Origin of the sequence: Rathayibacter festucae DSM 15932 (assembly GCF_004011135.1) — a bacterium.
GTDB lineage: Bacteria > Actinomycetota > Actinomycetes > Actinomycetales > Microbacteriaceae > Rathayibacter > Rathayibacter festucae.
In genome coordinates, this window is record NZ_CP028137.1 from 3,383,989 (window position 1) to 3,410,102 (window position 26,114).

Consider the following 26,114-nt stretch of genomic DNA (forward strand, 5'->3'; position numbering starts at 1 on the left):
GGAAAGGCGCCCCACTTGCCGAACATTATTAGGTCCGTCCGACTCGACGACATCGACCGCGCGATCATCGATGTGCTGGTCACGGACGGCCGCATCCCGAACAAGGACCTCGCCGACAAGGTCGGCCTCGCGCCGTCCTCCTCGCTGGCCCGGGTGCGCGCACTGATCGAGAGCGGCGTCATCTCGGGCTTCCACGCCGAGGTGGACGCCCGGCTCCTCGGCAAGGGGATCCGCGCCATCCTCCGCGTGCAGCTCAAGGAGCACTCGCGGGCGGAGAACGCCCGGTTCGCCGCGGCCATGGCCCAGCTCCCGCAGGTCGTGAACCTCTGGCTCGTCGCCGGCGAGGACGACTACCTGATCGAGGTCGTCGCGAGCAGCCCCGACGACCTCAGCGACTTCGTCCTCGACTGCGTCACCTCGGATCCGGTCGTCGCCGACACCTACACGACACTCGTCTTCTCTCGCTGGCGCGGCAGGGGCCCCCTGCCGGACGGGCCGTCGGAGTGACGGACGCTCCGCTCTCCCCGGCGCAGATCCGGCGGCTCCTCGAGGGCCGCGTGCTGATCGACACTCACAACGACCTGCTCTGCGGCCTCCGCCGATGGGAGGGCTACGCCGTCGACGGCTTCGACGGCGCCCGCCCCTCCTTCCACACCGACCTCCCGCGGCTGCGCGCCGGCGCGGTCTCGGCCCAGGTCTGGTCGGTGTTCGCCTCGTCGCAGCAGCCGGAGGCGGAGGCCGTGGTCGGCACCCTGGAGCAGATCGACGCCGCCCACCGGTTCGCGGCGGCCCACCCCCGCGACCTGGCGATCGTCCGCACGGCCGACGAGGCCGAGCGCGCGATCGCCCAGGGCCGGATCGCCTCCTTCCTGGGCGTCGAGGGCGGGCAGTCGATCGCGGGGTCGCTGGGCGTGCTCCGGATGCTGGCCCGGCTCGGCGTGCGCCTGTTCTCGCTCACGCACACCACCTCGCTCGACTGGGCGGACTCCGCCACCGACACCGCCCGCGCCGGCGGGCTCACCGCGGACGGCGTCGCGATCGTCGGCGAGCTCGAGCGCCTGGGCGTCGTCGTCGACCTGTCGCACACCTCCGAGCGCACCCAGCGGGCGGTGCTGGACGTCGCCCGCGCGCCCCTGTTCTTCTCGCACTCGGGGGTCGCCGCCGTCGCCGAGCACCCGCGGAACGTCGGCGAGGACGTCCTCCACCGGCTCGCGGGTCAGGGCGGTGTCCTCCAGGTCGCCTTCGTCGCGCAGTTCCTCTCGCGCGAGTTCGCCGACTGGTCGGCGGAGGCGGACGGCGAGCGCGGCCGGCTCGGGATCGACACCTCCCTGCCGTGGCCGCGCGCTCCGCGACCGGCGGAGACGGCCGACGCGGCGCGCGCCGCGAACAGGAGCGCGATGCCCGCCCAGGACCCGTCGGCCCTGGAGGCGTTCTCGCGCTGGGCGCTGGCGCATCCGGCACCGCGGGTCACCGTGGGGCACGTCGCGGACCACGTCGAGGCCGCCCGCGACACGATGGGCGTCGCGCACGTCGGCCTCGGCAGCGACTTCGACGGCGTCGCCGACCTGCCGGACGGGCTCGGCGACGTCGCGGGCTATCCGCTCCTGCTCGCCGAGCTCTCAGCGCGCGGCTGGTCGCCGGACGACCTCCTCGACCTCGCCGGCCGCAACACGATGCGCGTCCTCCGCGCCACCGAGGCGATGGCGGACTGACCCCGCCGTCGCCGTCGCCGTGGATCAGGGACGCTCGGCGACGAAGCGGTGCACCACCGAGAGGTCCTGGTCGCCGAGGCCGGCCTCGGTGAGCTCGCGGAAGACGTCGGCCACCGTCGCCAGCACGGGCGCCGCGGTGCCGGTCGCCTCCGCCTCGTCGGCGGCCGCGCGGAGATCCTTCACCATGTAGGAGGCGACCCCGGTCGGCCGGTAGTCGCGGGCGACCAGCGCGGCCCGCTTGGTCTCGAGGACGCGGCTGCCCGCGTAGCCGCCCTGCAGCAGCTCCAGCAGCGCGCCGAGGTCGAGACCCGAGCGCTCCGCGATCACCGCGGCCTCGGCGATCGCCGTCATCGTCGCCGCGACGATCAGCTGGTTGCAGGCCTTGGCCACCTCCCCGGCTCCGAGCGGGCCGAGGTGCAGCGCCGTCCCGCAGGCGGCGAGCACGGGGAGCGCGCAGGCGACGTCGTCCTCCTCGCCGCCGACCATGATCGAGAGCGTCCCCGCCTCCGCGCCCTCGGTCCCGCCGCTGACGGGCGCGTCGATCAGCCGCAGCCGCGGGTGCCGCCGGGCGAGGGCGCGCAGCCCCTCCGGCGAGACGCTGGAGCACACGACGAGCAGGGGGCCGGTGCCGTCGACCGGCACGCTCTCGTCCCCGGACAGCAGCTCCTCGATCTGCGGGAGGTCGGGCACCATCAGCAGGAGCACGTCGGACGCCAGGGCGAGCGCGCGGGGCGAGTCGCGCCACACCGCCCCCGGGGCCGCCGCCCTGGCGCGATCGGCCGAGGCGGGGCGCGCCGTGATGCCCAGCGCGAAGCCCGCGGCGAGCACGCGACGCGCCATCGGAGCACCCATGCTGCCGAGGCCGACGAGGCCGACTCGCAGGGGCGTCGGAGAGGAGGCTGAGGCCGTCGAGGTCATGCGGCCAGCGTACCGAACGCGGTTCAGTGGAGTGGAAGGCGGCTACAGTGGCCACGGGCCGAACCGAGCGGAGCCACTCGCAGCACCGCACTCGGTCCGCGGAAGGACACCCCGTGATCGATCGCCTCGACCCCGCGCCCGGACGCCTGCGCGTGGTGGCCGCCACGCCGATCAGCGAGGAGCTGATCGCACGGGTGGTGGAGCTGGAGCCGCGGATCGACTTCGTCGCGGACCAGAGTCTGCTGCCGCCGATGCGGCACCCGGGCGATCACGGCGGCGACCCGGCCTTCGAGCGGACTGCGGAGCAGCAGGCCGCGTTCGAGGAGCTGGTCGACTCGGCCGAGGTGCTCTACGGGATCCCGGACGAGGACCCGTCGGAGCTGGCCCGCACGGTCGCCGCGAACCCGGCGCTGCGCTGGGTGCAGACGATGCCCGCGGGCGGCGGCGCGCAGGTGAAGAAGGCCGGCCTGAGCGAGGAGCAGCTCGCACGGGTCGCGTTCTCCACCTCCGCGGGAGTGCACTCCGACCCGCTGGCCGAGTTCTCCCTCTTCGGCCTGCTGGCGGGCGCGAAGACGCTGCCGAAGCTGCAGGCGCTGCAGGGCGCCCGCGAGTGGGGCTCGCGCTGGACGATGGGGCTGCTCTCGGAGCAGACGATCCTGATCGTCGGGCTGGGCACCATCGGCCGGGCGACCGCGCAGAAGCTGTCGGCGCTGGGCGCCCGGGTGATCGGCACCAGCCGGCACGCCGACTCCGTCGAGCACGTCGACGAGATCGTCCAGCCGTCGGCGATCGCCGACGTCGCCGGGCGGATCGACGGCGTCGTCGTCACCCTCCCCGGCACCGAGCAGACCGAGAAGCTCGTCGGCGCGGACTTCTTCGCCGCGCTGCGCCCCGGAGCGACGCTCGTCAGCGTCGGCCGCGGCACCGTGATCGACGAGGACGCGCTGCTCGCCGCGCTCGAAGACGGCCGGGTCGGCTTCGCGGCCCTCGACGTCGTGGCGGAGGAGCCGCTCGCGCAGGACAGCCCGCTCTGGAGCCACCCGAACGTGCTGCTCAGCCCGCACACCGCCGCGCTGAACGCGGCCGAGGACCGCCTGATCGCCGAGCTCTTCGCCCGCAACGCCACCCGCTACCTCGACGGCGAGGAGCTGATCAACCGGGTCGATACGGTGGAGTTCTACTGACACCGCGGACACCGCTCCGGCGAGAGGACGACATGGCACGCTCCGGCACGAGCGCGGACGGCCCCGCCGACGCGGAGAAGGGCTCGGGCGCGCCCGCCGTCGAGCGCTCGGTGCGGATCCTCGACTACCTCGCCGAGGCGGGCGGGCAGCCCCGGACGCTGACCGACATCGCCCGCGAGCTCGGGATCGCGAAGTCGTCGACCTCGAACCTGTGCGCGGCGCTCGAGGACGGCCGGCTCGTCCGCCGGGTCGGCTCGGGATACCTGCTCGGACGCCGGACGGTCGAGCTGGGCAGCTCTTATCTCGCCGGGTTCGACTCCGTGCGCGAGTTCTACCGGCTCTGCGAGGACTCGCCCGTCCTCTCGCGCCGGCTCGTCCAGATCGCGCTCCTCGACGGCACCCGGGTGCTCTACCTCGCGGTGCACGAGGGGCGGGAGCGCTTCGCCCTCTCGGCGAGCGTCGGCGACCGCTACCCCGCCTCCGCGACCGCCGTCGGCACCGCCCTGCTCGCCGGCCTGACCGACGCCGAGCTGGAGGCGCGCTTCGCGGACGACCGCGACCTCGTCGTCTTCACCGACCGGTCGACGTCCTCCCTCGCCGGTCTCCTCGAGAAGGTGCGCCGGGCGCGCGAGCGCGGCTACGCCGTCGACGACGGCGAGCTGCACCCCAGTGTCGTCGGCCTCGCCGTCGCGATCCCGTCCCCCGAGCGCGCGGACCTGTCCCTCGCCATCGGCGTCTCGCTGGTGCGCCCGCGGACAGCGGAGGAGGACCGCGCCCCCGTCGTCGAGGCGCTGCGGCAGGCCGCTCGCACCCTGGGACGCCCCCGACTGGGACCGGAGCCCTCCGCCTGACCGCACGATGGGCGTTCACAGGATTGAACCCGGTTCAGAGTACTGATAGCTTCGGGGCATCCCGCCGGCGCGGGCGGTGAGGCGAGCGAGGGCTGCGGATGCGCGACGAGACACGGGCAGCCCGATGAGGATCGCCCGCCTGGACACGTCCTCCGGCCCGGTCGCCGTCCTCGAGCGCGACGGCGCGTGGCGGGCGATCGACGACCCGTTCGCCGCGGCACCGCGCGAGACCGGCGGCTCCTGGCCGCTCGACGGTGCACGCCTGCTCGCCCCCGTCCTCCCCCGGGTGATCCTCGGCATGGCGCACAACGCCTCGGCGTCCGACCGGTCCCGCCCGCCGCAGGCCTTCCACAAGACCGCGCACACCCTCGCCGGCCCCGGCGACGCGATCGTGCTCGACGAGGGCATCGGGCCGATCGACGCCGAGGGCGAGCTCGCCCTCGTGATCGGGCGCACCGCTCGGCGGCTCACCGCGGAGAACGCGCTCGACCACGTCCTCGGAGCGACGATCGCGAACGACGTCACGGCTCCCGCGCAGATCGCCGCGGACAGCCTCTTCCTCCAGGGCAAGAACGGCGACGGCTGGACTCCGCTCGGACCCTGGATCGAGACGACCCTCGACCCCGACGCCGCCGCCCTCACCGTCCACGTCGACGGCGTCCTCCGCGCGAGCTCCTCGACGGCGGCGCTCGGCTGGAAGGCCCGCGAGATCCTCGTCCACCTGTCCGCGCACCTGACGCTGCGGCCCGGCGACGTCGTGCTGACCGGCTCGCCGGGCACGGCGGTCCCGGTGCAGCCGGGGCAGGAGGTGCGGATCGGCGTCGCCGGCCTCGGCGAGCTCGTCAACCGCACGGTCGCGGGTCCTGCGCGGGGCGCTCCGCCGGCACCCTGACGGCCCCGACCCCCGCGCACTCCCCCGCCCAGCCCCTCCTGGAGGACCCCTTGCTCTTCGACCTCACCGGGCGCATCGCCCTCGTCACCGGTTCGAGCCGGGGCATCGGCCGCGCCGTCGCCATCGGCCTGGCCGAGGCCGGCGCCACCGTGGTGCTCAACGGCCTCGACCCCGAGCGCCTCGAGCGGACGCGCGCCCAGCTCGCGGAGCGCTTCGGCGACGACGCGTCGGGCCGGCCCCGCATCCGAGCCCGCGCGTTCGACGTCACCGACGACGCCCGGGCGGAGGAGGGAGTCGCCTGGATCGAGGAGGCCGTCGGTCCGCTGCGCATCCTCGTCAACAACGCCGGCGTGCAGCACCGGGTGCCCCTTCTCGACCTCGAGGTCGCCGACTGGGAGCGGGTGCTGCGCACCAACCTGACCAGCGCGTTCGTCGTCGGCCGGGCCGCCGCCCGCCGGATGATCCCGCGCGGCGCCGGCAAGATCGTCAACGTCGCCTCGGTGCAGGCCGACCTCGCCCGCCCCACCATCGCGGCCTACACCGCGGCCAAGGGCGGGGTGCGCAACCTCACCCGCGCGATGACCGCGGAGTGGGCGCAGCACGGCATCCAGGTCAACGCGATCGCCCCGGGCTACATCCACACCGAGATGACGCAGGGACTCGTCGACGACGAGGCCTTCAACGCCTGGATCCTCGGCCGCACGCCCGCGGCGCGCTGGGGTCGCGTCGAGGACCTCGTCGGCCCGGCGGTCTGGCTGGCCTCCGACGGCTCCGACTACGTCAACGGCCAGGTCGTCTTCGTCGACGGCGGCATGACGATCGTCGTCTGAGCGCCGACCCCCTCACCAGGAGCAGAACAGCATGAGCGCAGCGCCCGCCGCCGTCCCCGCCACCACGACCCGGGTCGTCGTGCACGCCGCCGGCGACCTCCGGATCGAGGAGGCGCCGCTGCCCGCGCGCGCCGCCTCCGACGCCGTGGTCGCGGTCGCCTACGGGGGCGTCTGCGGCTCCGATCTGCACTACTGGACGCACGGCGCCGCCGGCGAGTCGATCCTGCGCGAGCCGCTGGTGCTCGGTCACGAAGTGGTCGGCACGGTCGTCGAGGCGGCGGCCGACGGGTCCGGACCGCCGGTGGGCGCGGAGGTCGCCGTCCATCCCGGGACCGCGCACGGCGAGCACCCGCCCGGCCGGCCGAACCTCGCCGCCGAGGGCACCTACCTCGGCAGCGCGGCCCGGCTGCCGCACACGCAGGGGGCCTTCGCGCAGCACGCCGTCCTCCCCGCGCGGATGCTGCGCCGGCTGCCCGCCGGCCTGAGTCTGCGGCGGGCGGCGCTGGCCGAGCCCGCGGCGGTCGCCTGGCACGCCGTCTCCCGCGCCGGCGAGGTCGCCGGGACGCGGGCGCTCGTCCTCGGCAGCGGGCCGATCGGCGCCCTGATCATCGCGGTGCTGAAGAGGGCGGGCGCGCGGGAGATCGTCGCCGTCGACCTCGCGGAGGCTCCGCTCGCGGTCGCGCGCGCCGCCGGAGCCACCCGCACGCTCCTGGCGACCGACGCCGAGGCGATCGCCGCGGTGGCCGCCGACGTCGTCTTCGAGTCGTCGGGCAACCCGCGCGGGCTCGCCTCGGCGGTGCGCGGCGCCGCCCGCGGCGGCACCGTCGTCATGGTGGGGCTGCTGCCCTCGGGCGAGCAGCCGGCGCTGCTGTCGCTCGCGATCACCCGCGAGCTGCGGCTGGTCGGCTCGTTCCGCTTCGTCGAGGAGATGAGCGACGTGCTGGCGGCGCTGGCGGACGGGAGCCTGGCGGTCGACGCCGTCGTGACGCACGTCCTGCCGGCGTCGCGCGCGCTCGAGGCCTTCGAGATCGCCCGCGACCCCGAGCGCTCCAGCAAGGTGCTCCTCGACTTCCGCTGACCACCGGATCTCGCTGCGCGCGCTGCTCGATCAGCAGGAAGGAGGCCCGCTCGGTGAGCGGCCGCCCACCCTGCCGGGCGGGCACCCTCCCCTGCCGGTCGAGCAGCCGCCGCAGGCGCCACCCATGCTGGTCGAGTAGCCCGGCAGGGGCGTATCGAGACCCCAGGCAAGCCCGCCGGGCCGCCGTCAGTCCGCCGCGCCGCTCGCGATCTGCTCGTGGTGGTGGATGACCTCGGCGACGATGAAGCCGAGGAACTTCTCCGCGAAGGCCGGGTCGAGGTGCGCGTCCTCCGCCAGGGCCCGCAGGCGCGCGATCTGGCGCGACTCGCGCTCGAGGTCGGCGGGCGGCAGCCCGTGCGCCGCCTTCAGCCGCCCGACCTTCTGAGTGAACTTGAAGCGCTCGGCGAGCAGGTGGATCAGCGCCGCGTCGATGTTGTCGATGCTCTGACGGATCTGCTCGAGCTCGGCCAGCGCCTCGGCGTCCGACCCCTCGCGCGACGGTTCCTCGATCATGCCTCCGACCCTAACGGACCGGCACCGGACGACCCGCGGCGGCACGACGAAGGCCCCCGCCCGTCACCGGGCAGGGGCCTTCGAGGAGAGGCGGCGTCAGTCGACGATGTTGAGGACGACGTCCACGTTGCCGCGGGTCGCGTTCGAGTACGGGCACATGGTGTGCGCCTTCTCGGCGACGGCGTGCGCGTCCTCCGAGCTCGCCTTGGGCACGTGGATGTCGAGCTCGACCGCGAGGCCGAAGCCGTCGTCGTCGTTTTTGCCGATCGAGACGCTCGCCGACACCTGCGCGTCGGTGGTGTCGATCGAGAGCGCCTTGCCGGAGCCGTGCAGCGCGCTCAGGAAGCAGGCGGCGAAGCCGGCGGCGAAGAGCTGCTCGGGGTTCGTGCCCTCGCCGGAGCCGCCGAGCTCCTGGGGCGGGCGGGTGTCGAGGTCGAGCCGGTCGTCCTCGGTGCGGACGTGGCCGTCGCGTCCTCCACCGGAGGCGTGGGCGATGGCGGTGTAGAGAGCATCCATCCCTCCATCACACCACTGCGCGGCCGGGAGCGGGGTGAGCGTCGGGTGCACGTCCTCTCGACATCGCCACCGCACGGCACGGCCGCTGCCAGGGAAGAGCCTCCGAACCGCGCCGTCCGGCCGTCAACCCCCTCGCGACTCCGCGCCGCCGGGTGTGGCCTGGAGAGGTACCCGGCGAGCGCCGGAGAACCACCGGCGTCAGCGCCGGGAGAAGGAGGAAGCATGCGCGCACTCACGTGGCAGGGCGTCGAGAAGGTCTCGGTCGAGACGGTTCCCGATCCCCGCATCCAGCAGCCGACGGACGCCATCGTCCGGATCACCTCGACCGCCATCTGCGGCTCGGACCTGCACCTGTACCGCCTGCTCGGCCCGTACCTCGACAAGGGCGACATCCTCGGCCACGAGCCGATGGGAGTCGTCGAGGAGGTCGGCGCCGGCATTACGAAGCTCAAGGTCGGCGACCGCGTCGTCGTCCCGTTCAACATCTCCTGCGGCGAGTGCTTCATGTGCCGCCGCGGCCTGCAGTCTCAGTGCGAGACCACCCAGGTGACGGAGTACGGCTCCGGAGCCTCGCTCTTCGGCTACACGAAGATGTACGGCCAGGTCCCCGGCGGCCAGGCGGAGTTCCTCCGCGTGCCGCTCGCCGACTACAACACCGTCGTCGTCGACACCGTCCTGCCGGACGAGAACTACCTCTTCCTCAGCGACATCGTGCCGACGGCCTGGCAGGGCGTCGAGTACGCGAACGTCCCCGACGGCGGCTCGCTCGTCGTCTTCGGCCTCGGGCCGGTCGGCCAGTTCGCGGCCCGCATCGGCGCGCACAAGGGCTACCGCGTGCTCGCGGTCGACCCGGTCGCCGAGCGCCGCGCGATGGCCGCCCGTCACGGTATCGAGGTCTTCGACTTCACCGACGACATCAACGACCAGCTGCGCGACCTCACCGACGGCCGCGGCCCCGACTCCGTCGTCGACGCGGTCGGCATGGAGGCGCACGGCTCGCCGATGGGCTCGTTCGCCCAGACCGTCGCCGGGCTGCTGCCCGACCCGATCGCGCGGAAGGCGATGGACACGGTCGGCGTCGACCGGCTCGCCGCGGTCGTCTCCTCGCTCGATCTGGTGCGCCGCGGCGGCACGGTCTCGCTGAGCGGCGTCTACGGCGGCGAGGCGGACCCGCTGCCCCTGAAGTCGATGTTCGACAAGCAGATCACCCTGACGATGGGCCAGTGCAACGTCAAGCGCTGGATCGACGACCTGCTGCCGCTGGTCGAGGACTCGAGCGACCCGCTGGGCGTCAACGACCTCGTCACCCACCGCGCCCCGCTCGAGGACGCCCCCGGCCTCTACGAGACCTTCCAGAAGAAGGAGGACGGCTGCATCAAGGTCGTCCTGCAGCCGTAGCGGCGGCGCGGGGTCTCGATACGCGCCTGGCGGCGCTACTCGACCAGCATGGGCCGCTCATGCTGATCGAGTAGCCGCGGCACGCGGCGTATCGAGATCCACCCGCCCGGACACGACGAAGGCGGCGTCCCCGAGGGGGCGCCGCCTGAGTCGTGGTGCGGGGAAGACCTACTTGAAGACGTCCTTGATGTCCTCGCCGGTCTGCTTCGCGGAGGCCGAGGCCTGGTCCTTCTGGCCCTCGGCCTTCAGGCTGTCGTCGTTCTTGTGGTCGCCCAGGGCTTCCTTCGCCTTGCCGGCGATGTCCTGAGCGGCGTTCTTGATCTTGTCATCGAGCCCCATAGTGGTGCCTCCTTCGTGATCGTCGTGCGCTGAACTGTCACCCGAAGGTAGGAGCCGTTTCTGCTCGTCGGCTGGGAGCCGGAAGGGGCTTGCCCGGACGATCGCCGAGGTGCCACGATCGTCGGTTGCCCGCTCCCGGCGGGGTCACATGACGGGCGTCGCGGTGTCCGACGGCGCGGTCTGCGTCGGCTCCATCGTCGGCGTGCGGGTCGAGCCGTCGTCGGCGCTGGTGGGCACGGCGCTCCCGGACTGATTCGGGGTCTGCGCGTCGCCGGTGCAGCCCGCGAGCAGGCCGATGGTCAGGGCGGAGGCGCCGAGCGCGCCGAGGACGCGCACGGTGCGGGACGGTCGAGTGCTGAGCATGGGGTGCCTTTCCGGAAGCGGAGACGGGGCGGTCGTGCCCCCGTCCCCCTCGACGCTAGGCAGGGCTCCTCGCCGGCGAGAAGGGCTTGACGCCGCGGTCGACCGGATCCGGAGCCGACGTCCAGGAAGCGCCGCAGCGGCGTCAGAGCACGGATGCGCGGGATCGTACGCCCTCACGCCTTCTGTCCGCTACGCCCTATCTCGGTGCGCGGCGCACTGTCCAGACTGGCGACGCCGGCACGCAGACCACCATTTCTCGATCCTGGAAGGGACAGACGATGTCGAACATCGATCCCGCTTCACCTCCGTTCGGAGACGGCGCGGCGAACGCCCGCGCCGCCGACCCCTCGTACGACAGCACCTACGACGCACCGCTCACCTCCGAGCCGTACTCGTCGGACACGACGACCACGGACACGACCTCCGGCGCGCACAGCGTCGGCGGGGGCACCTCGGGCAGCGTCTCGGACGCCGCCGGCTCCGCCAAGGAGAAGGCCGCCGAGACCGCGGGCGCGGCGAAGGAGCAGGCCGGCGCCGTCGCCGGCGACGCCAAGCAGGCCGCGGGCGACGTGCTCGCCACCGGCAAGGAGGAGGCCGCCAACGTCGCCCAGGAGGCGAAGGTGCAGGTCAAGGACCTCCTCGACCAGAGCCGCACCCAGCTCACCGAGCAGGCGCACGCCCAGAAGGAGAACGCCGCCAAGGGCGCCCGCGCCTTCAGCGACGACCTCACCGCGCTCGCGAACGGCGAGGGCGGCGACGACAACGCGGCGTCGAAGCTCGTCTCGCAGGCCGCCGAGCGCGTCCAGGGCGTCGCCTCGTGGCTCGAGAACCGCGACCCCTCCGAGCTGCTGGACGACGTCCGCTCGTTCGCGCGCCGCCGTCCGGGTGCGTTCATCCTGATCGCCGCCGCGACCGGCCTGGTCGCCGGACGCCTCGTCCGCGCGCTGACCGCCGAGGCGAAGGACGAGAAGGCCGCGACCGCGGACACCTCCGGACCCGAGTTCGCCGCTCCCGCCGCCGCGGACTACTCCGGTGGCGCGACCACGACGACCTCGTTCGACGAGCGCGGCGACTTCGCGCCGACCGAGCCCGTCGCCGACCCGCTGAGCACGCCGATCACCCCCGGCTACGACGCCTTCCCGAACGGAACCCGGCCGTGAGCGATCCGCTGGGCGCGCATCGCGCCTCCGCCGAGCCGACGCCCGGAGAGCGCGCGGGCTCGACCTCCCTGGGCGATCTGCTCGGCGAGGTCTCCCGCGACCTCTCGACGCTGATCCGTCAGGAGATGGCGCTGGCCAAGGCCGAGATCAAGGAGTCGGCCGGCAAGGCCGGCAAGGGCGCCGGACTCCTCGGCGGCGCGGGCTACGCGGCGCTGATGGCCGTGCTCTTCCTCTCGATCGCCCTCTGGTGGGCGCTCGGGACGCTGGTCGGCAACGGCTGGTCGGGTGTGATCGTCGCCGTGATCTGGGGCGTCGTCGCGGCGATCCTCTTCGCCGTCGGCCGCAAGAGCCTCAAGCAGGTCGACGGAGTCCCCGAGACGGTCGACACCCTCAAGCAGATTCCCGAAACCCTCAAGCCGAACGGGGCAGGACGATGACGTACGACGCAGGACAGAGCAAGACTCCGGAGGAGATCCGGGCCGACATCGAGCGCACGCGGCTCGAGCTCGGCGGAGACGTGGACGCGCTGGCCGAGAAGGTCAGCCCGAGCGCGATCGTCGACCGGCAGACCGACAAGGTCAAGGCGGCCGTGGGCTCCGTGCGCGACCGGGTGATGGGCTCGGCGCACGACGCCGGCGACTCGCTCTCCGGCACGGCCGGATCGGTGAAGAGCAAGGCGAACGGCAACCCCTTCGCGGTGGGCTTGATGGCCTTCGGCGCCGGGCTCCTGATCGCGTCGCTCATCCCCGCCTCGGACGCCGAGAAGGACGCGGCCGGCAAGGTCAAGGAGCAGGCGCAGCCCGTCGTCGACTCCGTGACCGGTGCCGCGAAGGACGTCGCGAACGAGCTCCGCGAGCCGGCGCAGCAGGCCTTCGCCTCGGTGAAGGACACCGCGACCGACGCCGCGCAGAACGTCAAGGAGGCGGGTGGCTCCGCCGCCGAGGACGTGAAGGACTCCGCCCGAGAGGCCAAGCACGCGGTGCAGGAGAACGTGACGCAGGACAGCGACCGCTCGTAACTCCCCCTCCCCGCGAGATGCCACTTGTGTACGCCTTTCACGGCGTGTCGCGTACACAAGTGGCATCTCGCTGTCCGGGACGGGGTGCGCGGGAATAGGGGGCGGCTCGCGGGGCTTCTGGGTCGTATGCGATCCATCGTCTACTCCCGCTCCGGTTCCTCCTCCGTCCTCTCGCTCGTCGACCGGGAGGCCGGCACGCCGGGCACCGGCGAGGTGCGCGTCCGCGTCCTCGTCTCCGGCGTCAATCCGACCGACTGGAAGGCGCGCGCCGGTGGCGAGCCGCCCTTCGACGAGGTCGTCCCCAACCAGGACGGCGCCGGCGTGATCGACGCCGTCGGCGAGGGCGTCGACGGGTTCGCGGTCGGCGACCGCGTCTGGTTCTACCTCGCCGCCCACCAGCGGCCGACCGGCTCCGCGCAGGAGTCGACCGTCCTCGCCGCCGAGCACGTCGTGCGCCTCCCCGAGGGCATCGACGCCGAGCTCGGAGCGAGCCTCGGCGTCCCCGCGATGACCGCGCACCGCGCCCTGACCGTGCACGAGGAGGGGCCCGCCCGCCTCTCCCCCGGCGCGCTCGCCGGCCGCACCGTCCTGGTGCAGGGCGGCGCGGGAGCGGTCGGCCACGCCGCCATCCAGCTCGCCGTCTGGGCCGGGGCGACCGTCATCGCCACGGTCAGCAGCGATGCGAAGGCGCGGCTCGCGACGGCCGCCGGCGCTCAGCACGTACTGCAGTACCCCGACGAGCAGCTCGCGGAGAGGATCCTGGAGCTCGCCCCCGACGGCGTCCAGCAGATCGTCGAGGTCGCGCCGACGCAGAACGCCGCGCTCGACGTCGAGGTGCTCGCGAACCACGGGAGCATCGGCTACTACGCGAACAACAACGGCGACGAGTTCACCATCCCGATCGTGCCGAGCTTCGCCAAGAACGCCCGCTGGCAGGGTCTGCTGCTCTACACGGTCGGCGAGGCGCCGCTCCAGGCCGCGGCCGAGGACATCACCGCGGCCCTGCACGACGGAGCCCTTCCCGTCGGCGAGGAGGCCGGCCTGCCGCTGACCTGGTTCCCGCTCGAGGAGACCGCCGCCGCCCACGACGCCGTCGAGAGCGGAGTGACGGGCAAGGTGCTGATCCGCGTCGCCGCGGAGTAGGCATGCTGATCGAGTAGCCCTCGCAGAGGGCGTATCGAGATCCGCCGTCATCCGGTGGGCGGGTCTCGATACGCGCTGCGCGCTACTCGACCAGCATGGAGGGCGCATGCCCACCCCTGCGGTGCGGCGCGCCCGTGCCCGTCTCTGCGTGCTCGCGCCGCTGGGTCGATGCATGCTGATCGAGCAGCCCGCGGAGCGGGCGCATCGAGATCCGCGGTCAGCCGCGCAGCGGCGGGGAGCCCGCGACCGTCGCGCGGTCGGCGAGGCCGTCGAGCAGCTCGCGCAGCGCCTCCTCGGCGGTGGTCGTCGGCTCCCAGCCGAGGACGGTGCGCGCCTTCTCCGTCGACATGACCGGCGTGTTCGTGGCTATGTCGAGCCAGCCCGCGTCGGTGCGCTGCAGCCGGAGCCGCCAGGTCGCCGTGACGATCGAGCGGAGCAGCCCCGCGGGCACCGTCACGAGCCGCGCGCCGACGACGTTCGCGATCCGCTGCGGCGTGAGCACCGGCTCCGCGGCGATGTTGAAGGCCCCGCCGGCCCGGCGGTCGAGCGCGCGCCAGAACGCGTCCGCGACGTCGTCGGCGTGCACGCCCTGGAAGATCAGCGTCCGCGGCAGCGGCAGCACCGGCGGCCGGACCGCCCGCAGCCAGCGCGTCGGGTACCTCGGCCCGGCGAAGAGCCCGGCGATCTCGGTCGCCGCCCCGCGCTGGAACACCAGCCCCGGGCGCAGCCGGGTGAGCACCACCTCCGGGTGCTCCGTCTCGAACGCGTCCATCGCGCGCTCGTTCGCCGCCTTGTGCCGGCTGTAGGTCGAGGTGTGCAGCCCGCCGGTCGGCCAGGTCTCGTCCACGCGCAGGCTCTTCGGCGCCGCGCTGTAGGCGCCGACGGACGACGCCACCGCGACCTGGCCGACTCCGCTCGCCGCCGCGGCCGCCAGCACCGCCGCGGTGCCGCCGACGTCGACGAGGCGCTGGAACGGCTCGTCGTGGCTCGGCTGCAGCGCCCAGGCCAGGTGCACGACCGCGTCCACGCCGGTGAACGCCTCCCGCAGCTGCCGCTCCGCGTCGCTCGAGGCCACGTCGACCTCGTGCCAGCGCACGTCGCGGTACTCGTCCGCTCCGGGTCGCGGCTCGCGCCGGGCGATCCCGACGATCTCCGTCACCGCGGCCTCCCGCTGGAGGCGCCTCAGCAGGGCCGTGCCCAGGTTGCCCGTCGCTCCGACGATCGCGATCCGCATGATGTCCCTCCGAGGGCGGCGTCCGCCGTCCTGCTCCGAGGCTAGGCACCGCTCCCCCGCCGCAGCAGCCGCTTGACACTCCCCGCCCCGCCGACCGTCCCGCCCGACCGCCTAGCCCACCCGACCGGCGCCGCGCACCCCCGCGCGCGCCGGCACCGCCGTGCCTAGCCTGGAGGGCATGCCCCGCCCCTCGCCCGTCGTCCGCCACCGGATCGACGGGATCGAGCTCCGGACCCTCGCGACCGGTCGCGCCGACGCCGAGCGCACCTTCGTCCTGATCCACGGCATCGGGATGTCGCACCACACCTTCTCGACCCTCGCCGTCGCCCTCCGCGCGCACGGCCGCGTCGTCGCCGTCGACCTCGCCGGCTTCGGCGCCAACCGCTCGCCCCGCCGCCGCATCGGCATCGCCGACCACGCCCGCCTCGTCGAGAGAGCGCTGGCGGAGCAGGGCGTCACCCGGGCGGTCGTCGTCGGCCACTCGATGGGCGCCCAGGTGGCGGTCGAGCTCGCCGCCCGCGCGCCCGGCCTCGTCGCGGGCGCGGTCCTCATCGGCCCAGTCGTCGATCCGCAGCGCCCCGGCGCCGTCCGGCAGGGCCTCGCGCTCGCCCGCGACTGCCTGGGCGAGCCGCTCGGCGTCGACGCCCTGCTCTTCGCCGACTACGTCCGCGGCGGTCTCGGCTGGTACCTGCGCCAGCTGCCCGAGATGCTGCACTACCCGATCCAGCGGCGGCTCGCCGCGGTCACCGCGCCCGTGCTGATCGTGCGCGGACAGGACGACCCGATCGCCACCCGCGACTGGTGCGAGCGCCTCCTCGCCCACGCGGCGGACGGGCGCCTCCTCGAGTTCGCCGGCTCCCGCCACGTCGTCCCGCGCACGCAGCCGGAGTCGCTCGCGCTCGCCCTCGCGTCCTTCGCCGCCGACATCGCTCCGGACACCACCCCGGCGCCCGAGGCCGCCCCCGACGCCGCCCCGGCGCCGCCCCGGCGCCCGACGCCGACCCGTCCCCGGTGCCCGCATGACGCACCTCGTCCGCGACGCCGTCTGGTGGATCCGCGACTACGCCTACGCCGTCGCCTGGCAGGTCCGCGCCTTCGTCTCCCGCCGCGCCCCCGACGACTACCTCGACGGCACGGAGCGGCCGATCGTGGTCCTGCCCGGCATCTGGGAGACCTGGGCCTTCCTCCGCCCGATCATCGACCCGCTGCACCGCCGCGGCCACCCGATGCACGTGCTCACCAGCCTCGGCTGGAACGGCCGCCCGGTCGCGAGCACCGCGGAGGACGTCGCCGCCTACCTCGCCGAGCACGACCTCCGCGACGTGGTCATCGTCGCGCACAGCAAGGGCGGCCTGATCGGCAAGTACGTGATGACCGAGCTCGACCCCGACGGCCGCGTCGACCGGATGGTGGCGGTCGCCACGCCGTTCGGCGGCTCGCGCTACGCCCCCTACCTGCTGCTGAGGAGCCTCCGCTCGTTCTCGCCCCGCGACGCGACGACCCTGCTGCTCTCCAGCCGGGCGGGCGCGAACGCGCGGATCACCTCGGTCTTCGGCCTGTTCGACCCGCACATCCCCGAGGGCAGCATGCTCGAGGGCGCGGTCAACGTGCGGATCGAGACGGGCGGGCACTTCCGCATCCTCAGCGACCCGGAGACGCTCGCGGCCGTCGTCGCCGCGGTGGACGCGCCTACTCGGCCGGCGGAGTGATCGTCTCGGCGTCGGCCGGGCACTCGATGACCGCCACGCCTCCGCCGTCGGCGTCGTCGACCACGGCACCCGCCGCAGCGAAGGGCGCGCGGAAGCAGTAGGCCTCCGGCAGGTCGGCGACGTCCGGGAAGGCCGCGGCGTCGACCGGTGTGCGGAACGACAGCGCCCCGAACTCGCCGCCCTCGCTGAGCGCGTCGTAGGACTCGATCCCGATCAGGTCCACGCCCTCGACGGCCTGGTCGCTCGCGAGCCGGGCGTAGCCGAAGGCGTCGTCCTGCGGCCCGGCGAGGGAGGAGACGAGCGCGAGCACGCGGTCGCGCGACTCCTCGCGGGGCGCCGCGTCGTTCGACACGACCACGTCCGGCGCGGGAGCGGTGCAGCCGGCCAGCGCGAGCACCGCCAGGGCCGCGCCGATCAGCAGGGCCGGCGGGGTCGCGCGGGCCGGGGAGGTCGTCGGGGCCGGTCGCGTCCGCATCAGCTTCACTCGACCGACCCTAGCTGCGTAGCAACTGCTCCGCACCGCGCGGAACCCCCTCGGCCGGGCGGGCGCCGGAGCGGAGCATGGAGCGATGAGCTCCTCCCCCAGCACCGGCCCGCGCACCTCCGGCCCCACCGAGCTCCTCCTCGTGCGCCACGGCGAGAGTGTCGCCAACATCGCGGCGAGCGCCGCCGAGGCGGAGGGCGCCCACGACATCGCCGTCGACCGGCGCGACCCCGACGTCGAGCTGTCCCCGGCCGGCCGCGAGCAGGCCCGCGCGCTCGGCCGCTGGCTCGCCGACGGCAACGCCCCGGTCGCCGCCTGGTCCTCGCCGTACCTGCGCGCGTCCTCGACGGCGCAGCTGGCCTTCGAGGAGGCGGGCCTCGACCTCGTGCCCCGCCTCGACGAGCGGCTCCGCGACCGCGACCTCGGCATCGCCGACCGCCTGACCACCGCGGGCTTCCGCGCGCGATTCCCCGAGGAGGCGGCGCGGCGGGACTGGCTCGGCAAGTTCTACTACCGGCCGCCGGGCGGCGAGTCCTGGACCGATCTCGCCCAGCGGGTGCGCTCGTTCCTCGACCACCTCGACGTCGTGGCGCCGGCCGGACCGGTCGCGCTGTTCTGCCACGACGCCGTCGTCCTGATCATCCGCTCCGTCTGCGAGGGGCTCACCGAGCGCGAGCTGCTCGACATCGGCCGGGCTACCCCGGTCGCGAACGCCTCCGTCACCCGGCTCGTCCGCGACGGCGACGCCTGGACGCTCGAGCGCTTCAACGAGACCGCGCACCTCGAGGAGTCGAGCGCGCCGGTCACCCGCCACGACACCGGCGACGACACCGCCGTCGACACCGCCGTCGACGACCCGCGAGGAAGGACCGACTCATGAGCGAGACCCGGCACAGGAGCGAGACCGCGCACAGGAGCGCCGTCGTCGACCGCGCCCTGCTCGAGCGGCGTTGGCCGCTGCCCGACCCCGCGAGCTCGAAGCACGCCCGCGGTGACGTGGTCGTGGTCGGCGGCGCCCGCAAGACGCCCGGAGCGGCGATCCTCGCCGGGATCGCGGCCCTCCGGGTCGGCGCCGGCCGGATCACCCTCTGCGTCGCCGAGTCCGTCGCCTCCGCCACCGCCGTCGCGCTGCCCGAGTGCGGCGTCGTGCCGCTGGAGGAGACCCGCGGCGGCTCGATCTCGGGCCGCGGGCTCTCCGCACTGGAGGGCGAGCTGGACTCCGCCGACGTCGCGCTGATCGGCCCCGGACTCGACGACCCGAAGGCGACCGCCGCGACGCTGCGCGCGATCGCTCCGCTGCTCGCCGACGTCCCCGCCGTGCACCTCGACGCCTTCCCGCTCGGGGTGCTGCCCGGGCAGCGGCGCGTCGCCCGCGCCCTCGCCGGCCGCCTGCTGCTGACGCCGAACACGGAGGAGGCCGCGCGGCTGCTCGGCGCGGAGGTGGACGACGTGGAGGCCGCCGCGATCGCCGTCGCGCAGCGCTACGGAGCGGTCGTCAGCCTCTTCAACGTGATCGCGGCACCCGACGGCGACGCCGTCCGCATCGAGGGCGAGCACCCCGGCCTCGCGACCGCGGGCAGCGGCGACGTCCTCGCCGGCGCGACGGCCGGGCTCCGCGCGCGCGGCCTCGACCCGCAGGGCGCCGCGGCCTGGGGTGCCTTCCTGCACACCGAGGCCGACTCGGTCCTGGTGCGCAGGCTCGGCCCGGCCGGCTACCTCGCGCGCGAGATCCCGGGCGAGTTCCCGGCGCTGCTCACAAGCTGACGCGGGAGCGGTACGGGACGGCGGCTCGGAACGTGCGGCTCAGGACGCGCCGTTCAGGATCAGTGGCTGAGGATCGGCGGCTCAGCCGACGGCGGTCACTGCGCGACGTCGGCGACGGAGAACGCCACTCCCGGCGTGATCAGGATCGACGTCTCGCGGGGCTGGCCCTCGCCCTGGTTGACGGTCAGCCAGCGCGAGGCGGTGCCGTCGAGCGCCTGCTCGACGCTCGCACGGACGTCCGCGGCGGTGGTGTCGTGCAAGCTGTAGGGGGTGCCGCCGTAGATCAGCTCGACGCGCTTCACAGCAGGCCCTCCTCGCTCTGGCGGGCACCGCCGTGCGGCTCCTCGCTGATGCGCAGGCCGTGGGCGCTGTGCGAATCGGCCAGGAGCTGGCGGATCCAGTCGGGGTTGATGGCCGGGGCGCGGCCGCCGTGGTACTTGAAGCGCAGCGGGATCGCCGGGTGCAGCCAGATCGACGTGCGACCGTCGCCGACGGACTGCGAGTCCTTCCACGAGAGGTAGAAGGACTCGTTGCGCGACAGCTTCGAGCCGATGACGATCTGCAGGTGGGCGAGCAGTCGGTCGTCGAAGTCCGCTTCGAGAGTCGAGTCGTAGATCAGTCGGCCCATGAGGGCGGTCTCCGTTCGCAGTGCAGTCCAGCCGGCGGGGGCACGGCCGGACGGTACGGGGCGATTCTAACCGCCCCGGGGCCGACGCTCAGCGTCGATCGTCGTCCGAATCGAAGTGCGGGATCTCGAGATCGGACAGGTGCGGCGAGGACGAGTCGCCCTCCTCGGCCAGCGGCTGGGACACTCCGAGCCGCGCCGTCTCCTTCGCGAGCCTCTCGACCAGGGCCGCGTCCACGATCTCCTCGCCGCCGTCGTCCTCGGTCTCAGAGAAGAGCTGGCTGGCCGGACCGATCAGCAGGGTCGCCCGGCCGAGCTCGCCGGTGGAGCGCCGGATCGGGATGTCGACCGACATCGCGCCCTTGCGCAGCGCGAGGGCCTCGGCGTAGCCGACGAGCGAGTGCGCGATCCGGCTGCCGGTGAGCACCGAGCTGCCGGCGTAGTGGATGCGTTCCATGCGTCCTTCCTACCGCTCAGCGCCCGATCGGAGCATCCGGGTTGCGCGGCGGGACCGGGCTTGATATCGCCTCGATCCTCCGCTCGAGCCCCTCGCGGACCGCCGGCCACTCCTCCACGAGGATCGAGTGCACCGCCGTGTCGCGCCAGGAGCCGTCCGCCCGCCGCTGGTCGTGCCGCAGCACGCCCTCGAAGACCGCGCCGAGGCGGAGGATCGCCGCGCGGGAGCGCGCGTTCGCCGCGTCCGCCTGCAGCTTCACCCGCGAGAAGCCGCTGTCGAAGGCCAGGCCGAGCAGGAGGAGCTTGGTCTCGGGGTTCACGGCCGTGCCCCAGACCTCGGGGGCGTAGGCGGTCCAGCCGAGGTGCGCCGCCTCCCGCCGCTCGTCGAAGTCGGTCAGCGAGGAGGTGCCGACGACCCGGCCGTCGACGAGCACGGCGCAGGGATTGCCGGTCTCCCACGGGTAGTAGCGCCGGGCGAAGGCGCGGAACGCCTCGGCGCCGTCGGGGAGGCCCGAGGGCCCGCCGCCGTAGCCCGCGGCGAACACCTCGGGGCGGCCGATCGCGGCCCGGAGCGGCTCCAGGTGCTCCTCGGTGAGCGGCTCGAGGACGACGAGACGGCCGGTCAGCACGGCGGGGACCGGGCGGACGGGACGATCGGGACGATCGGGCGAGGCGGGGCTGCTCATCCGGACATTCTGGGGCCACCGCGGCCCGCTGAGGAGTCCAGGACGCGTGCCAGCATGAGGTCCATGGACAGCACCGCGATGTTCGCCGCCTCGGCCGGCGCCCTGCTCCGCCTCGTCGAGCGGATCGGGGACGAGCAGTGGGCGCTGCCGGGGCTGGGCGTCTGGGACGTCCGCGGCCTGACCGGGCACGCCTCGCGGGCGATCACGACGGTCGAGACGTACCTGCTCGCGGAGGAGCCGGCCGCCGCGACCGTGCCCGACGCGCTCGGCTACTACGCGGCCCTGGCCGGCGGACGCGCCGACCCCGCGGCCGTGGCGCGGCGGGGCGTCGAGACCGGGGCGCTGCTCGGCGAGCGTCCGGCGGAGGTGATCGCGGCGTCGCTGCGGCGCGCCCTCGCGCTGCTCGCGCAGCAGCCGTCCGGGCGCCTCGTCGCGATCGGCGAGCACGCCCTGGCCCTGGACGAGTACCTGCGGACCCGCGTGCTCGAGCTGGTCGTGCACACCCTCGACCTGTCGCGGGCGACCGGCCTCGCGCACGAGATCCCGCCCGAGGCGGTCGAGGCCTGCTCCGCGATGGCGGGGGCGCTCGCCGCTCGGGCGGGACGGGGCGAGGAGCTCCTGCTCGCGCTGAGCGGGCGGGAGCGGCTCGCGGACGGCTTCTCGGTGGTGTGAGCGGCCCGGCGGTGTGAGCGGCCGGGTGGTTCGAACCGCTCGCGAGCCGAGCGGCCGGCGCGCTCAGGCGACGGCGAGCGCCTCCACCGGCGGCACCCGGGTCGCGCGGCGGGCCGGCAGGACCGCGGAGACCGCGGTGAGGACGATGCTGACCAGGACGACGGCGACCAGGATCCCGACCGGGATCGTCGGCGGCACCAGCCCGATGCCCGGCAGCGAGCCGAAGATCGCGACGGCCCCGGCCCAGCCGTAGAACGCGCCGAGCACGAGGCCCAGGAGCGCCGCGGCGATCACCATCTGCGCCGCCTCGACGACGACCATCCAGCGCACCTGCAAACCCGTGAAGCCGAGCGCGCGGAGCAGTCCCAGCTCGCGGCGGCGCTGCAGCACGCTCAGCGAGAGCGTGTTGACCATGCCGACGGCCGCGAGCAGCACCGAGAAGCCGAGCAGCACGCTCATGATCGCCGTGCTGACCGCGACGAACTGGTCGAGCGCCGCGAAGATCTCCGGGCTCATCTCGCTCGAGGCGCGCATGATCGACGAGAAGGTCGCGGCGGCCACCGCGAACATCGTGACGAGCGTCACTCCGATCACGAGGCCGATGACGGCACGCGCGCTCCGGGCGGGGTTGCGAGTGGCGTTCGCGGAGGCGAGGCGCGCGACGGGGCTGCCGCCGAAGGCCCGGCCGACCAGCGAGATCAGCGGCGGGAGCAGCACCGGCGCACCGAGGACCACCCCGGTGAAGGAGAGCATGCCGCCGGCGAGGCCGATCAGGACGCCGAGCGGGCTCACCAGCCCGACCACGACGCCGATCACGAGGAGCAGGACGCCGACCACGAGGAGGACGAGCGCCAGGACGTTCCGGCCCGTGCGTCCGCGGAGCTCGTCGTAGCGGGGCTCGGCTGCCGAGCCGGCGGCCTGCGACGGGGCGACCGCGAGCACGCGCCGTGACCCGGCCCAGGAGGCGACGACGGTCGAGACGATGACGGCGAGGCCCGGCAGCAGCAGTCCCGGCGAGGCGAGCGGCACCGCGATGCGCGTGAACGTCCCGGTGCTGAAGGCGATCTCCGCGCCTACGGCCACCAGGACGACGGCGGCGACGAGGCCGAGGGCCGCGCCGATCAGCCCCTGGACGAGGCCGGTCCGCACCACCTCGGCGCGGAGCGAGCGGCCGGAGGCGCCCAGCAGGCGCAGCAGCGCGATCTCGCGGGTGCGGCCGGCGATCACCGTCGACACCGCGTTGGAGGTGACGATCGCGCCGACGAAGACGGCGATGCCGAAGAAGACGCCGCCGACCACGCCCAGCGTCGTCGCGGCCTGCGCGATGCCGTCGAGACCGGCGGCGTCGAACGCCGCCACCATGTCGGCGATGACCATCACCAGGACTCCGCCGAACGCGGCCGAGAGCGCGGCGACCGTGATGATCGCGCCGCCGCCCTGCCCCGAGGCGGCCCGCAGACCGGTGCGGGCGCTCACGACGCTCCCTCCATCGAGAGCATCGCGCGCGAGATCTCCTCGGCGCTCATCCCGCGGCGGTCGTCGACGACGGCCCCGTCGCGGAGGAAGACGATGCGGTCGGCGAAGGCCGCGGCGATCGGGTCGTGGGTGACCATCGCGATCGACTGGCCGTACTCGCGGGTCGAGGCGCGGAGGAGGCTGAGCACCTCGCGGCCGGTGCGCGAGTCGAGGTTGCCGGTCGGCTCGTCGGCGAAGATCAGCTGCGGGCGGGTGGCCAGCGCACGGGCGATGGCGACGCGCTGCTGCTGGCCGCCGGAGAGCTCGTGCGGGCGGTGGGTGAGGCGCTCGCGGAGTCCGAGCGACTCGATCAGGCGGGCGATCCACTCCTCCTCCTCGGCCGTCACTCGGCGGCCGTCGAGCTCGAACGGGAGGCGGATGTTGCCGCGCACGTCGAGGGTCGGGACGAGGTTGAAGGCCTGGAAGACGAAGCCGACACTGCGCCGGCGGAGCACGGTGAGCTCGGCGTCGCCCATCGCGGTGATCTCGACGTCGCCGAGGAAGACGCGGCCGGCCGAGGCGGTGTCGAGGCCGGCGAGCACGTGCATCAGCGTCGACTTGCCGGAGCCGCTGGGGCCCATCACCGCGGTGAACTCGCCGCGCTCGATCGAGAGGGTGACGTCGTCGAGGGCGACGACGGGCGGCGTGCTGCCGTAGAGCTTGCGCACGCCCTCGACGCGCGCCACGACGGAGGAGGTCTGGTTCTGCATGTCTCCGACGCTACGGAGCAGCCTCTGTCGCGGGCGTCGCCCCGGGTGGCCGCCGCCGTCATCCTCCCGGGGGACCCGTGCTGGTCCCTGCGGCCCCCGCGAGATGCCAGTTATGAGCGGGATTCACGGCGTGTCGTGCTCATAAGTGGCATCTCGCGGCGGGGATCAGCACGCGCGTCAGGGGGCGAGGTCAGGGGCGGAGGCCGGCTCGGCGGAGGGTGAGGGCGGAGAGGGCGGCGGTGGCGGACGGGTCGCCGGCGCGCCAGGCGGGGACGGCCTGCGGGTGGGCGGAGAGGATCTCGCGCGGGGTCGCCTCGGTGAGGGCGCGGAGGGCCAGCAGCTCGGCGCCGCCGGGGGTCGCCCCGAGCGCGCGCAGCTCGGCGGTGCGGCGGGCGAAGCGCAGGCGCGGGCGGAGCCAGACCACCGCGAGCAGGAGCAGCGGCAGCCCGCCGATCGCGAGGCCGGCCACGATCGCCAGCGCGCTCGCGAGCTGCTGCTGGTCGCGGCCGGCCGCGGCGAGCACCGCTCCGGCGCCGCTGGCCTCGTCGAACGGCGCGCGCACGGCGTCGCCGAGCAGCGGGATGCCGCCGAGCGTCGAGCCGGCGTCGCTCATGGTCGAGCCGAAGCCGCTGCCCGCGCTCTCGAGGCGGCGGCCGATCTCGGCGAGGCCCGCGATCAGCGAGCCCACGGCGATCCCGGCCGCGATCGCGATCACTGCGACGGCGAGCGCGAGGGCGTCGGCCGCGATCTGGCGGGCGCGGACGGCGGGGAGGTCGGCGTAGATCTGCACCAGCCGATCATCCCCCGCCCGCGGTCGTCCCGCGCGTCGGTGCCGACGCGGACGGGCCTCGAAGCGGGTCGACCCCGTCGCGCCTCAGTCGAGGAGGTCGTGCAGGACGACGACCTGCTCGCGCTCCGGTCCGACGCCGATCGCGGAGAAGCGGGCGCCGCTCATCGCCTCGAGGGCGCGGACGTAGTCCTGCGCGGCCTGCGGCAGGTCGGCGAACTCGCGGCAGCCGGTGATGTCCTCCTGCCAGCCGGGGAACTCCTCGTAGATCGGCTTCGCGTGGTGGAAGTCGCTCTGCGAGACGGGGACCTCGTCGTGGCGCACGCCGTCGACCTCGTAGGCGACGCAGACCGGGATGGTCTCCAGGCCGGAGAGCACGTCGAGCTTGGTGAGCACGAAGTCGGTGACGCCGTTGATCCGCGCGGAGTAGCGGGCGATCGGGGCGTCGTACCAGCCGCAGCGGCGCGGGCGACCGGTGGTCGTGCCGAACTCGAAGCCCTGCTTGCGCAGGTACTCGCCCCACTCGTCGAACAGCTCGGTCGGGAACGGGCCGGCGCCGACGCGGGTCGTGTACGCCTTGATGACCGCGATGACGCGCTCGATGCGGTTGGGCGCCACTCCGGAGCCGGTGGCCGCGCCGCCCGAGGTCGCGTTGGAGGAGGTGACGAACGGGTAGGTGCCGTGGTCGACGTCGAGCATCGTGGCCTGGCCGGCCTCGAAGAGCACGGTCTTGCCGGCGTCGAGGGCCCGGGCGAGGACCAGCGAGGTGTCCGCGACCATCGGGCGCAGGCGCTCCGTGTACTGCAGCAGGTCCTCCATGACCTGCTCGACCAGGATCGCGCGGCGGTTGTAGACCTTCACCAGCAGGTGGTTCTTCTGGTCGAGGGCGCCCTCGACCTTCTGCCGGAGGATGTTCTCGTCGAAGAGGTCCTGGATCCGGATGCCGACGCGGTTGATCTTGTCGGCGTAGGCCGGGCCGATGCCGCGTCCGGTGGTGCCGATCTGGCGCTTGCCGAGGAAGCGCTCCGTCACCTTGTCCAGGGTGCGGTGGTAGCTGGTGATCACGTGCGCGTTGGCGCTGACGAGCAGCTTCGACACGTCGACGCCGCGGGCGCTCAGCGCCTCGAGCTCGTGGAAGAGCACCTCGATGTCGACGACGACGCCGTTCGCGATGACGGGGACGACGCCCGGCGTCAGGATGCCCGAGGGCAGCAGGTGCAGCGCGTACTTCTCGTCGCCGACGACGACCGTGTGGCCGGCGTTGTTGCCGCCGTTGAACTTGACGACGTAGTCGACGCGGCTGCCGAGCAGGTCGGTCGCGCGTCCCTTGCCCTCGTCGCCCCACTGGGCGCCGGTGATGACGATTGCTGGCATGGCGTGTCCTTCGCGGGTGGGAGCGGAGTCGTGGGGCGTGCACTCGATCTCGAGGGCGAGCCTCGGCGGCCGGCGGGGCATCCGTTGGCGCAGCAGCGCGACCAGCCGATCGATTCTAGCGGAGGGGCCCCTTCTGCGGCTCGTGCGCACGGGCCCGGATGCCGACGCCGACCGATAGCCGAG

31 protein-coding genes and 1 pseudogene are annotated in these 26,114 nt (G+C 74.1%); 17 read left to right on the forward strand and 15 right to left on the reverse strand.

All coding sequences use genetic code 11. The annotated features are described in order from the left end of the window. Window positions 1-15: 15 nt before the first annotated feature. Together C1I64_RS15405 and C1I64_RS15410 are read left to right on the forward strand one after the other, a co-directional pair. On the forward strand, window positions 16-507 hold the full coding sequence (locus C1I64_RS15405; RefSeq protein ID WP_207901756.1) for an Lrp/AsnC family transcriptional regulator: 492 nt from the start codon (window positions 16-18) through the stop codon (window positions 505-507). After that, window positions 504-1,712 (forward strand): dipeptidase, encoded by a 1,209-nt coding sequence (locus tag C1I64_RS15410; protein WP_127887815.1) that lies wholly within the window; start codon window positions 504-506, stop codon window positions 1,710-1,712. The genes C1I64_RS15405 and C1I64_RS15410 overlap by 4 nt, the downstream gene beginning before the upstream one ends. Window positions 1,713-1,736: 24 nt before the next feature. On the opposite strand, the gene C1I64_RS15415 is transcribed toward C1I64_RS15410, so the two are convergent. Next, the gene (locus tag C1I64_RS15415) at window positions 1,737-2,630 is read right to left on the reverse strand and encodes an NAD(P)-dependent oxidoreductase (RefSeq protein ID WP_127887816.1); all 894 of its coding nucleotides are present in this window, start codon (window positions 2,628-2,630) and stop codon (window positions 1,737-1,739) included. A gap of 113 nt (window positions 2,631-2,743) precedes the next feature. Here C1I64_RS15415 and C1I64_RS15420 point away from each other — a divergent pair, with 113 nt between their 5' ends. The 5 genes from C1I64_RS15420 to C1I64_RS15440 all read left to right on the forward strand — a co-directional run bounded on the left by C1I64_RS15420 (window position 2,744) and on the right by C1I64_RS15440 (window position 7,465). Next, complete coding sequence (locus C1I64_RS15420; RefSeq protein WP_244209501.1) at window positions 2,744-3,814, forward strand: D-2-hydroxyacid dehydrogenase; 1,071 nt, start codon at window positions 2,744-2,746, stop codon at window positions 3,812-3,814. Window positions 3,815-3,846: 32 nt separating this feature from the next. Beyond that, on the forward strand, window positions 3,847-4,665 hold the full coding sequence (locus C1I64_RS15425) for an IclR family transcriptional regulator (RefSeq protein ID WP_127887817.1): 819 nt from the start codon (window positions 3,847-3,849) through the stop codon (window positions 4,663-4,665). Window positions 4,666-4,789: 124 nt separating this feature from the next. After that, window positions 4,790-5,557: a fumarylacetoacetate hydrolase family protein gene (locus tag C1I64_RS15430; protein ID WP_127887818.1), complete on the forward strand. Its 768-nt coding sequence runs from the start codon at window positions 4,790-4,792 to the stop codon at window positions 5,555-5,557. Window positions 5,558-5,607: 50 nt separating this feature from the next. After that, window positions 5,608-6,387 carry an SDR family oxidoreductase gene (locus tag C1I64_RS15435; RefSeq protein ID WP_127887819.1) on the forward strand — a complete coding sequence of 260 codons (780 nt, stop codon included), beginning with the start codon at window positions 5,608-5,610 and terminating at the stop codon, window positions 6,385-6,387. Window positions 6,388-6,418: 31 nt separating this feature from the next. Beyond that, window positions 6,419-7,465, forward strand: coding sequence for a zinc-binding dehydrogenase (locus tag C1I64_RS15440; protein WP_127887820.1), 1,047 nt, complete (start codon window positions 6,419-6,421; stop codon window positions 7,463-7,465). A 186-nt stretch (window positions 7,466-7,651) separates the two neighbouring features. Here C1I64_RS15440 and C1I64_RS15445 read toward each other — a convergent pair whose 3' ends face one another. Further along, window positions 7,652-7,978: a chorismate mutase gene (locus C1I64_RS15445; RefSeq protein WP_123447104.1), complete on the reverse strand. Its 327-nt coding sequence runs from the start codon at window positions 7,976-7,978 to the stop codon at window positions 7,652-7,654. 96 nt (window positions 7,979-8,074) lie between these two features. Next, window positions 8,075-8,494, reverse strand: a complete 420-nt coding sequence (locus tag C1I64_RS15450) for an organic hydroperoxide resistance protein (RefSeq protein ID WP_123447105.1) — start codon at window positions 8,492-8,494, stop codon at window positions 8,075-8,077. Between the two features lie 222 nt (window positions 8,495-8,716). On the opposite strand from C1I64_RS15450, the gene C1I64_RS15455 reads away from it, so the two are divergent. Further along, window positions 8,717-9,892 (forward strand): zinc-dependent alcohol dehydrogenase, encoded by a 1,176-nt coding sequence (locus C1I64_RS15455; protein WP_127887821.1) that lies wholly within the window; start codon window positions 8,717-8,719, stop codon window positions 9,890-9,892. A 168-nt stretch (window positions 9,893-10,060) separates the two neighbouring features. Here C1I64_RS15455 and C1I64_RS15460 read toward each other — a convergent pair whose 3' ends face one another. Together C1I64_RS15460 and C1I64_RS15465 are read right to left on the reverse strand one after the other, a co-directional pair. Beyond that, entirely contained in the window at window positions 10,061-10,231 is a 171-nt protein-coding gene (locus tag C1I64_RS15460; RefSeq protein WP_123447107.1) for a CsbD family protein, read from the reverse strand. Window positions 10,232-10,375: 144 nt separating this feature from the next. After that, window positions 10,376-10,594: a hypothetical protein gene (locus tag C1I64_RS15465; protein WP_123447108.1), complete on the reverse strand. Its 219-nt coding sequence runs from the start codon at window positions 10,592-10,594 to the stop codon at window positions 10,376-10,378. 278 nt (window positions 10,595-10,872) lie between these two features. Between C1I64_RS15465 and C1I64_RS20615 the strand changes: the two genes are divergently transcribed. The 4 genes from C1I64_RS20615 to C1I64_RS15485 all read left to right on the forward strand — a co-directional run bounded on the left by C1I64_RS20615 (window position 10,873) and on the right by C1I64_RS15485 (window position 13,915). Then, a complete protein-coding gene (locus C1I64_RS20615) occupies window positions 10,873-11,754 on the forward strand; it encodes a hypothetical protein (RefSeq protein WP_127887822.1) in 882 nt (293 codons plus the stop codon). Then, complete coding sequence (locus C1I64_RS20620; protein WP_372487831.1) at window positions 11,751-12,191, forward strand: phage holin family protein; 441 nt, start codon at window positions 11,751-11,753, stop codon at window positions 12,189-12,191. Before C1I64_RS20615 ends, C1I64_RS20620 begins: the two co-directional genes overlap by 4 nt. Further along, window positions 12,188-12,772 carry a DUF3618 domain-containing protein gene (locus C1I64_RS15480; RefSeq protein ID WP_127887823.1) on the forward strand — a complete coding sequence of 195 codons (585 nt, stop codon included), beginning with the start codon at window positions 12,188-12,190 and terminating at the stop codon, window positions 12,770-12,772. Before C1I64_RS20620 ends, C1I64_RS15480 begins: the two co-directional genes overlap by 4 nt. A 126-nt stretch (window positions 12,773-12,898) precedes the next feature. Beyond that, window positions 12,899-13,915: an NADPH:quinone reductase gene (locus C1I64_RS15485; RefSeq protein WP_127887824.1), complete on the forward strand. Its 1,017-nt coding sequence runs from the start codon at window positions 12,899-12,901 to the stop codon at window positions 13,913-13,915. Window positions 13,916-14,132: 217 nt separating this feature from the next. On the opposite strand, the gene C1I64_RS15490 is transcribed toward C1I64_RS15485, so the two are convergent. Continuing rightward, entirely contained in the window at window positions 14,133-15,149 is a 1,017-nt protein-coding gene (locus C1I64_RS15490; RefSeq protein ID WP_127887825.1) for an NAD-dependent epimerase/dehydratase family protein, read from the reverse strand. Between the two features lie 178 nt (window positions 15,150-15,327). Here C1I64_RS15490 and C1I64_RS20900 point away from each other — a divergent pair. Next, window positions 15,328-16,035, forward strand: a pseudogene (locus C1I64_RS20900) (alpha/beta fold hydrolase); the annotation flags it as partial. Between the two features lie 133 nt (window positions 16,036-16,168). Continuing rightward, a complete protein-coding gene (locus C1I64_RS15500; RefSeq protein WP_127887826.1) occupies window positions 16,169-16,858 on the forward strand; it encodes an esterase/lipase family protein in 690 nt (229 codons plus the stop codon). Here C1I64_RS15500 and C1I64_RS15505 read toward each other — a convergent pair. Continuing rightward, a complete protein-coding gene (locus tag C1I64_RS15505; protein WP_127887827.1) occupies window positions 16,839-17,333 on the reverse strand; it encodes a hypothetical protein in 495 nt (164 codons plus the stop codon). The two genes, C1I64_RS15500 and C1I64_RS15505, sit on opposite strands and share 20 nt — an antisense overlap. Before the next feature lie 94 nt (window positions 17,334-17,427). Between C1I64_RS15505 and C1I64_RS15510 the strand changes: the two genes are divergently transcribed. Further along, window positions 17,428-18,222 (forward strand): histidine phosphatase family protein, encoded by a 795-nt coding sequence (locus C1I64_RS15510; protein ID WP_127887828.1) that lies wholly within the window; start codon window positions 17,428-17,430, stop codon window positions 18,220-18,222. Next, window positions 18,219-19,106 (forward strand): ADP-dependent NAD(P)H-hydrate dehydratase, encoded by an 888-nt coding sequence (locus tag C1I64_RS15515; RefSeq protein WP_127887829.1) that lies wholly within the window; start codon window positions 18,219-18,221, stop codon window positions 19,104-19,106. The genes C1I64_RS15510 and C1I64_RS15515 overlap by 4 nt, the downstream gene beginning before the upstream one ends. 95 nt (window positions 19,107-19,201) lie before the next feature. On the opposite strand, the gene C1I64_RS15520 is transcribed toward C1I64_RS15515, so the two are convergent. The 4 genes from C1I64_RS15520 to C1I64_RS15535 form a co-directional block, all read right to left on the reverse strand. Further along, on the reverse strand, window positions 19,202-19,408 hold the full coding sequence (locus C1I64_RS15520) for a hypothetical protein (protein ID WP_123447117.1): 207 nt from the start codon (window positions 19,406-19,408) through the stop codon (window positions 19,202-19,204). Continuing rightward, entirely contained in the window at window positions 19,405-19,734 is a 330-nt protein-coding gene (locus C1I64_RS15525) for a DUF7882 family protein (RefSeq protein ID WP_123447118.1), read from the reverse strand. Before C1I64_RS15525 ends, C1I64_RS15520 begins: the two co-directional genes overlap by 4 nt. 88 nt (window positions 19,735-19,822) lie before the next feature. After that, window positions 19,823-20,188 carry a hypothetical protein gene (locus C1I64_RS15530; RefSeq protein ID WP_123706004.1) on the reverse strand — a complete coding sequence of 122 codons (366 nt, stop codon included), beginning with the start codon at window positions 20,186-20,188 and terminating at the stop codon, window positions 19,823-19,825. 16 nt (window positions 20,189-20,204) lie between these two features. Continuing rightward, window positions 20,205-20,873, reverse strand: a complete 669-nt coding sequence (locus tag C1I64_RS15535; protein ID WP_127887830.1) for a GNAT family N-acetyltransferase — start codon at window positions 20,871-20,873, stop codon at window positions 20,205-20,207. Window positions 20,874-20,936: 63 nt separating this feature from the next. Between C1I64_RS15535 and C1I64_RS15540 the strand changes: the two genes are divergently transcribed. After that, window positions 20,937-21,545, forward strand: coding sequence for a maleylpyruvate isomerase N-terminal domain-containing protein (locus C1I64_RS15540; protein ID WP_208645145.1), 609 nt, complete (start codon window positions 20,937-20,939; stop codon window positions 21,543-21,545). A 63-nt stretch (window positions 21,546-21,608) separates the two neighbouring features. Here the strand turns inward: C1I64_RS15540 and C1I64_RS15545 are convergent, their stop codons facing one another. The 4 genes from C1I64_RS15545 to C1I64_RS15560 form a co-directional block, all read right to left on the reverse strand. Then, window positions 21,609-23,021 carry an ABC transporter permease gene (locus C1I64_RS15545; protein WP_244209502.1) on the reverse strand — a complete coding sequence of 471 codons (1,413 nt, stop codon included), beginning with the start codon at window positions 23,019-23,021 and terminating at the stop codon, window positions 21,609-21,611. Beyond that, entirely contained in the window at window positions 23,018-23,770 is a 753-nt protein-coding gene (locus tag C1I64_RS15550; protein WP_123447122.1) for an ABC transporter ATP-binding protein, read from the reverse strand. The genes C1I64_RS15545 and C1I64_RS15550 overlap by 4 nt, the downstream gene beginning before the upstream one ends. Before the next feature lie 190 nt (window positions 23,771-23,960). After that, entirely contained in the window at window positions 23,961-24,560 is a 600-nt protein-coding gene (locus tag C1I64_RS15555) for a hypothetical protein (protein WP_127887832.1), read from the reverse strand. Window positions 24,561-24,644: 84 nt separating this feature from the next. After that, the gene (locus C1I64_RS15560) at window positions 24,645-25,931 is read right to left on the reverse strand and encodes an adenylosuccinate synthase (protein ID WP_123447124.1); all 1,287 of its coding nucleotides are present in this window, start codon (window positions 25,929-25,931) and stop codon (window positions 24,645-24,647) included. Window positions 25,932-26,114: the final 183 nt, after the last annotated feature.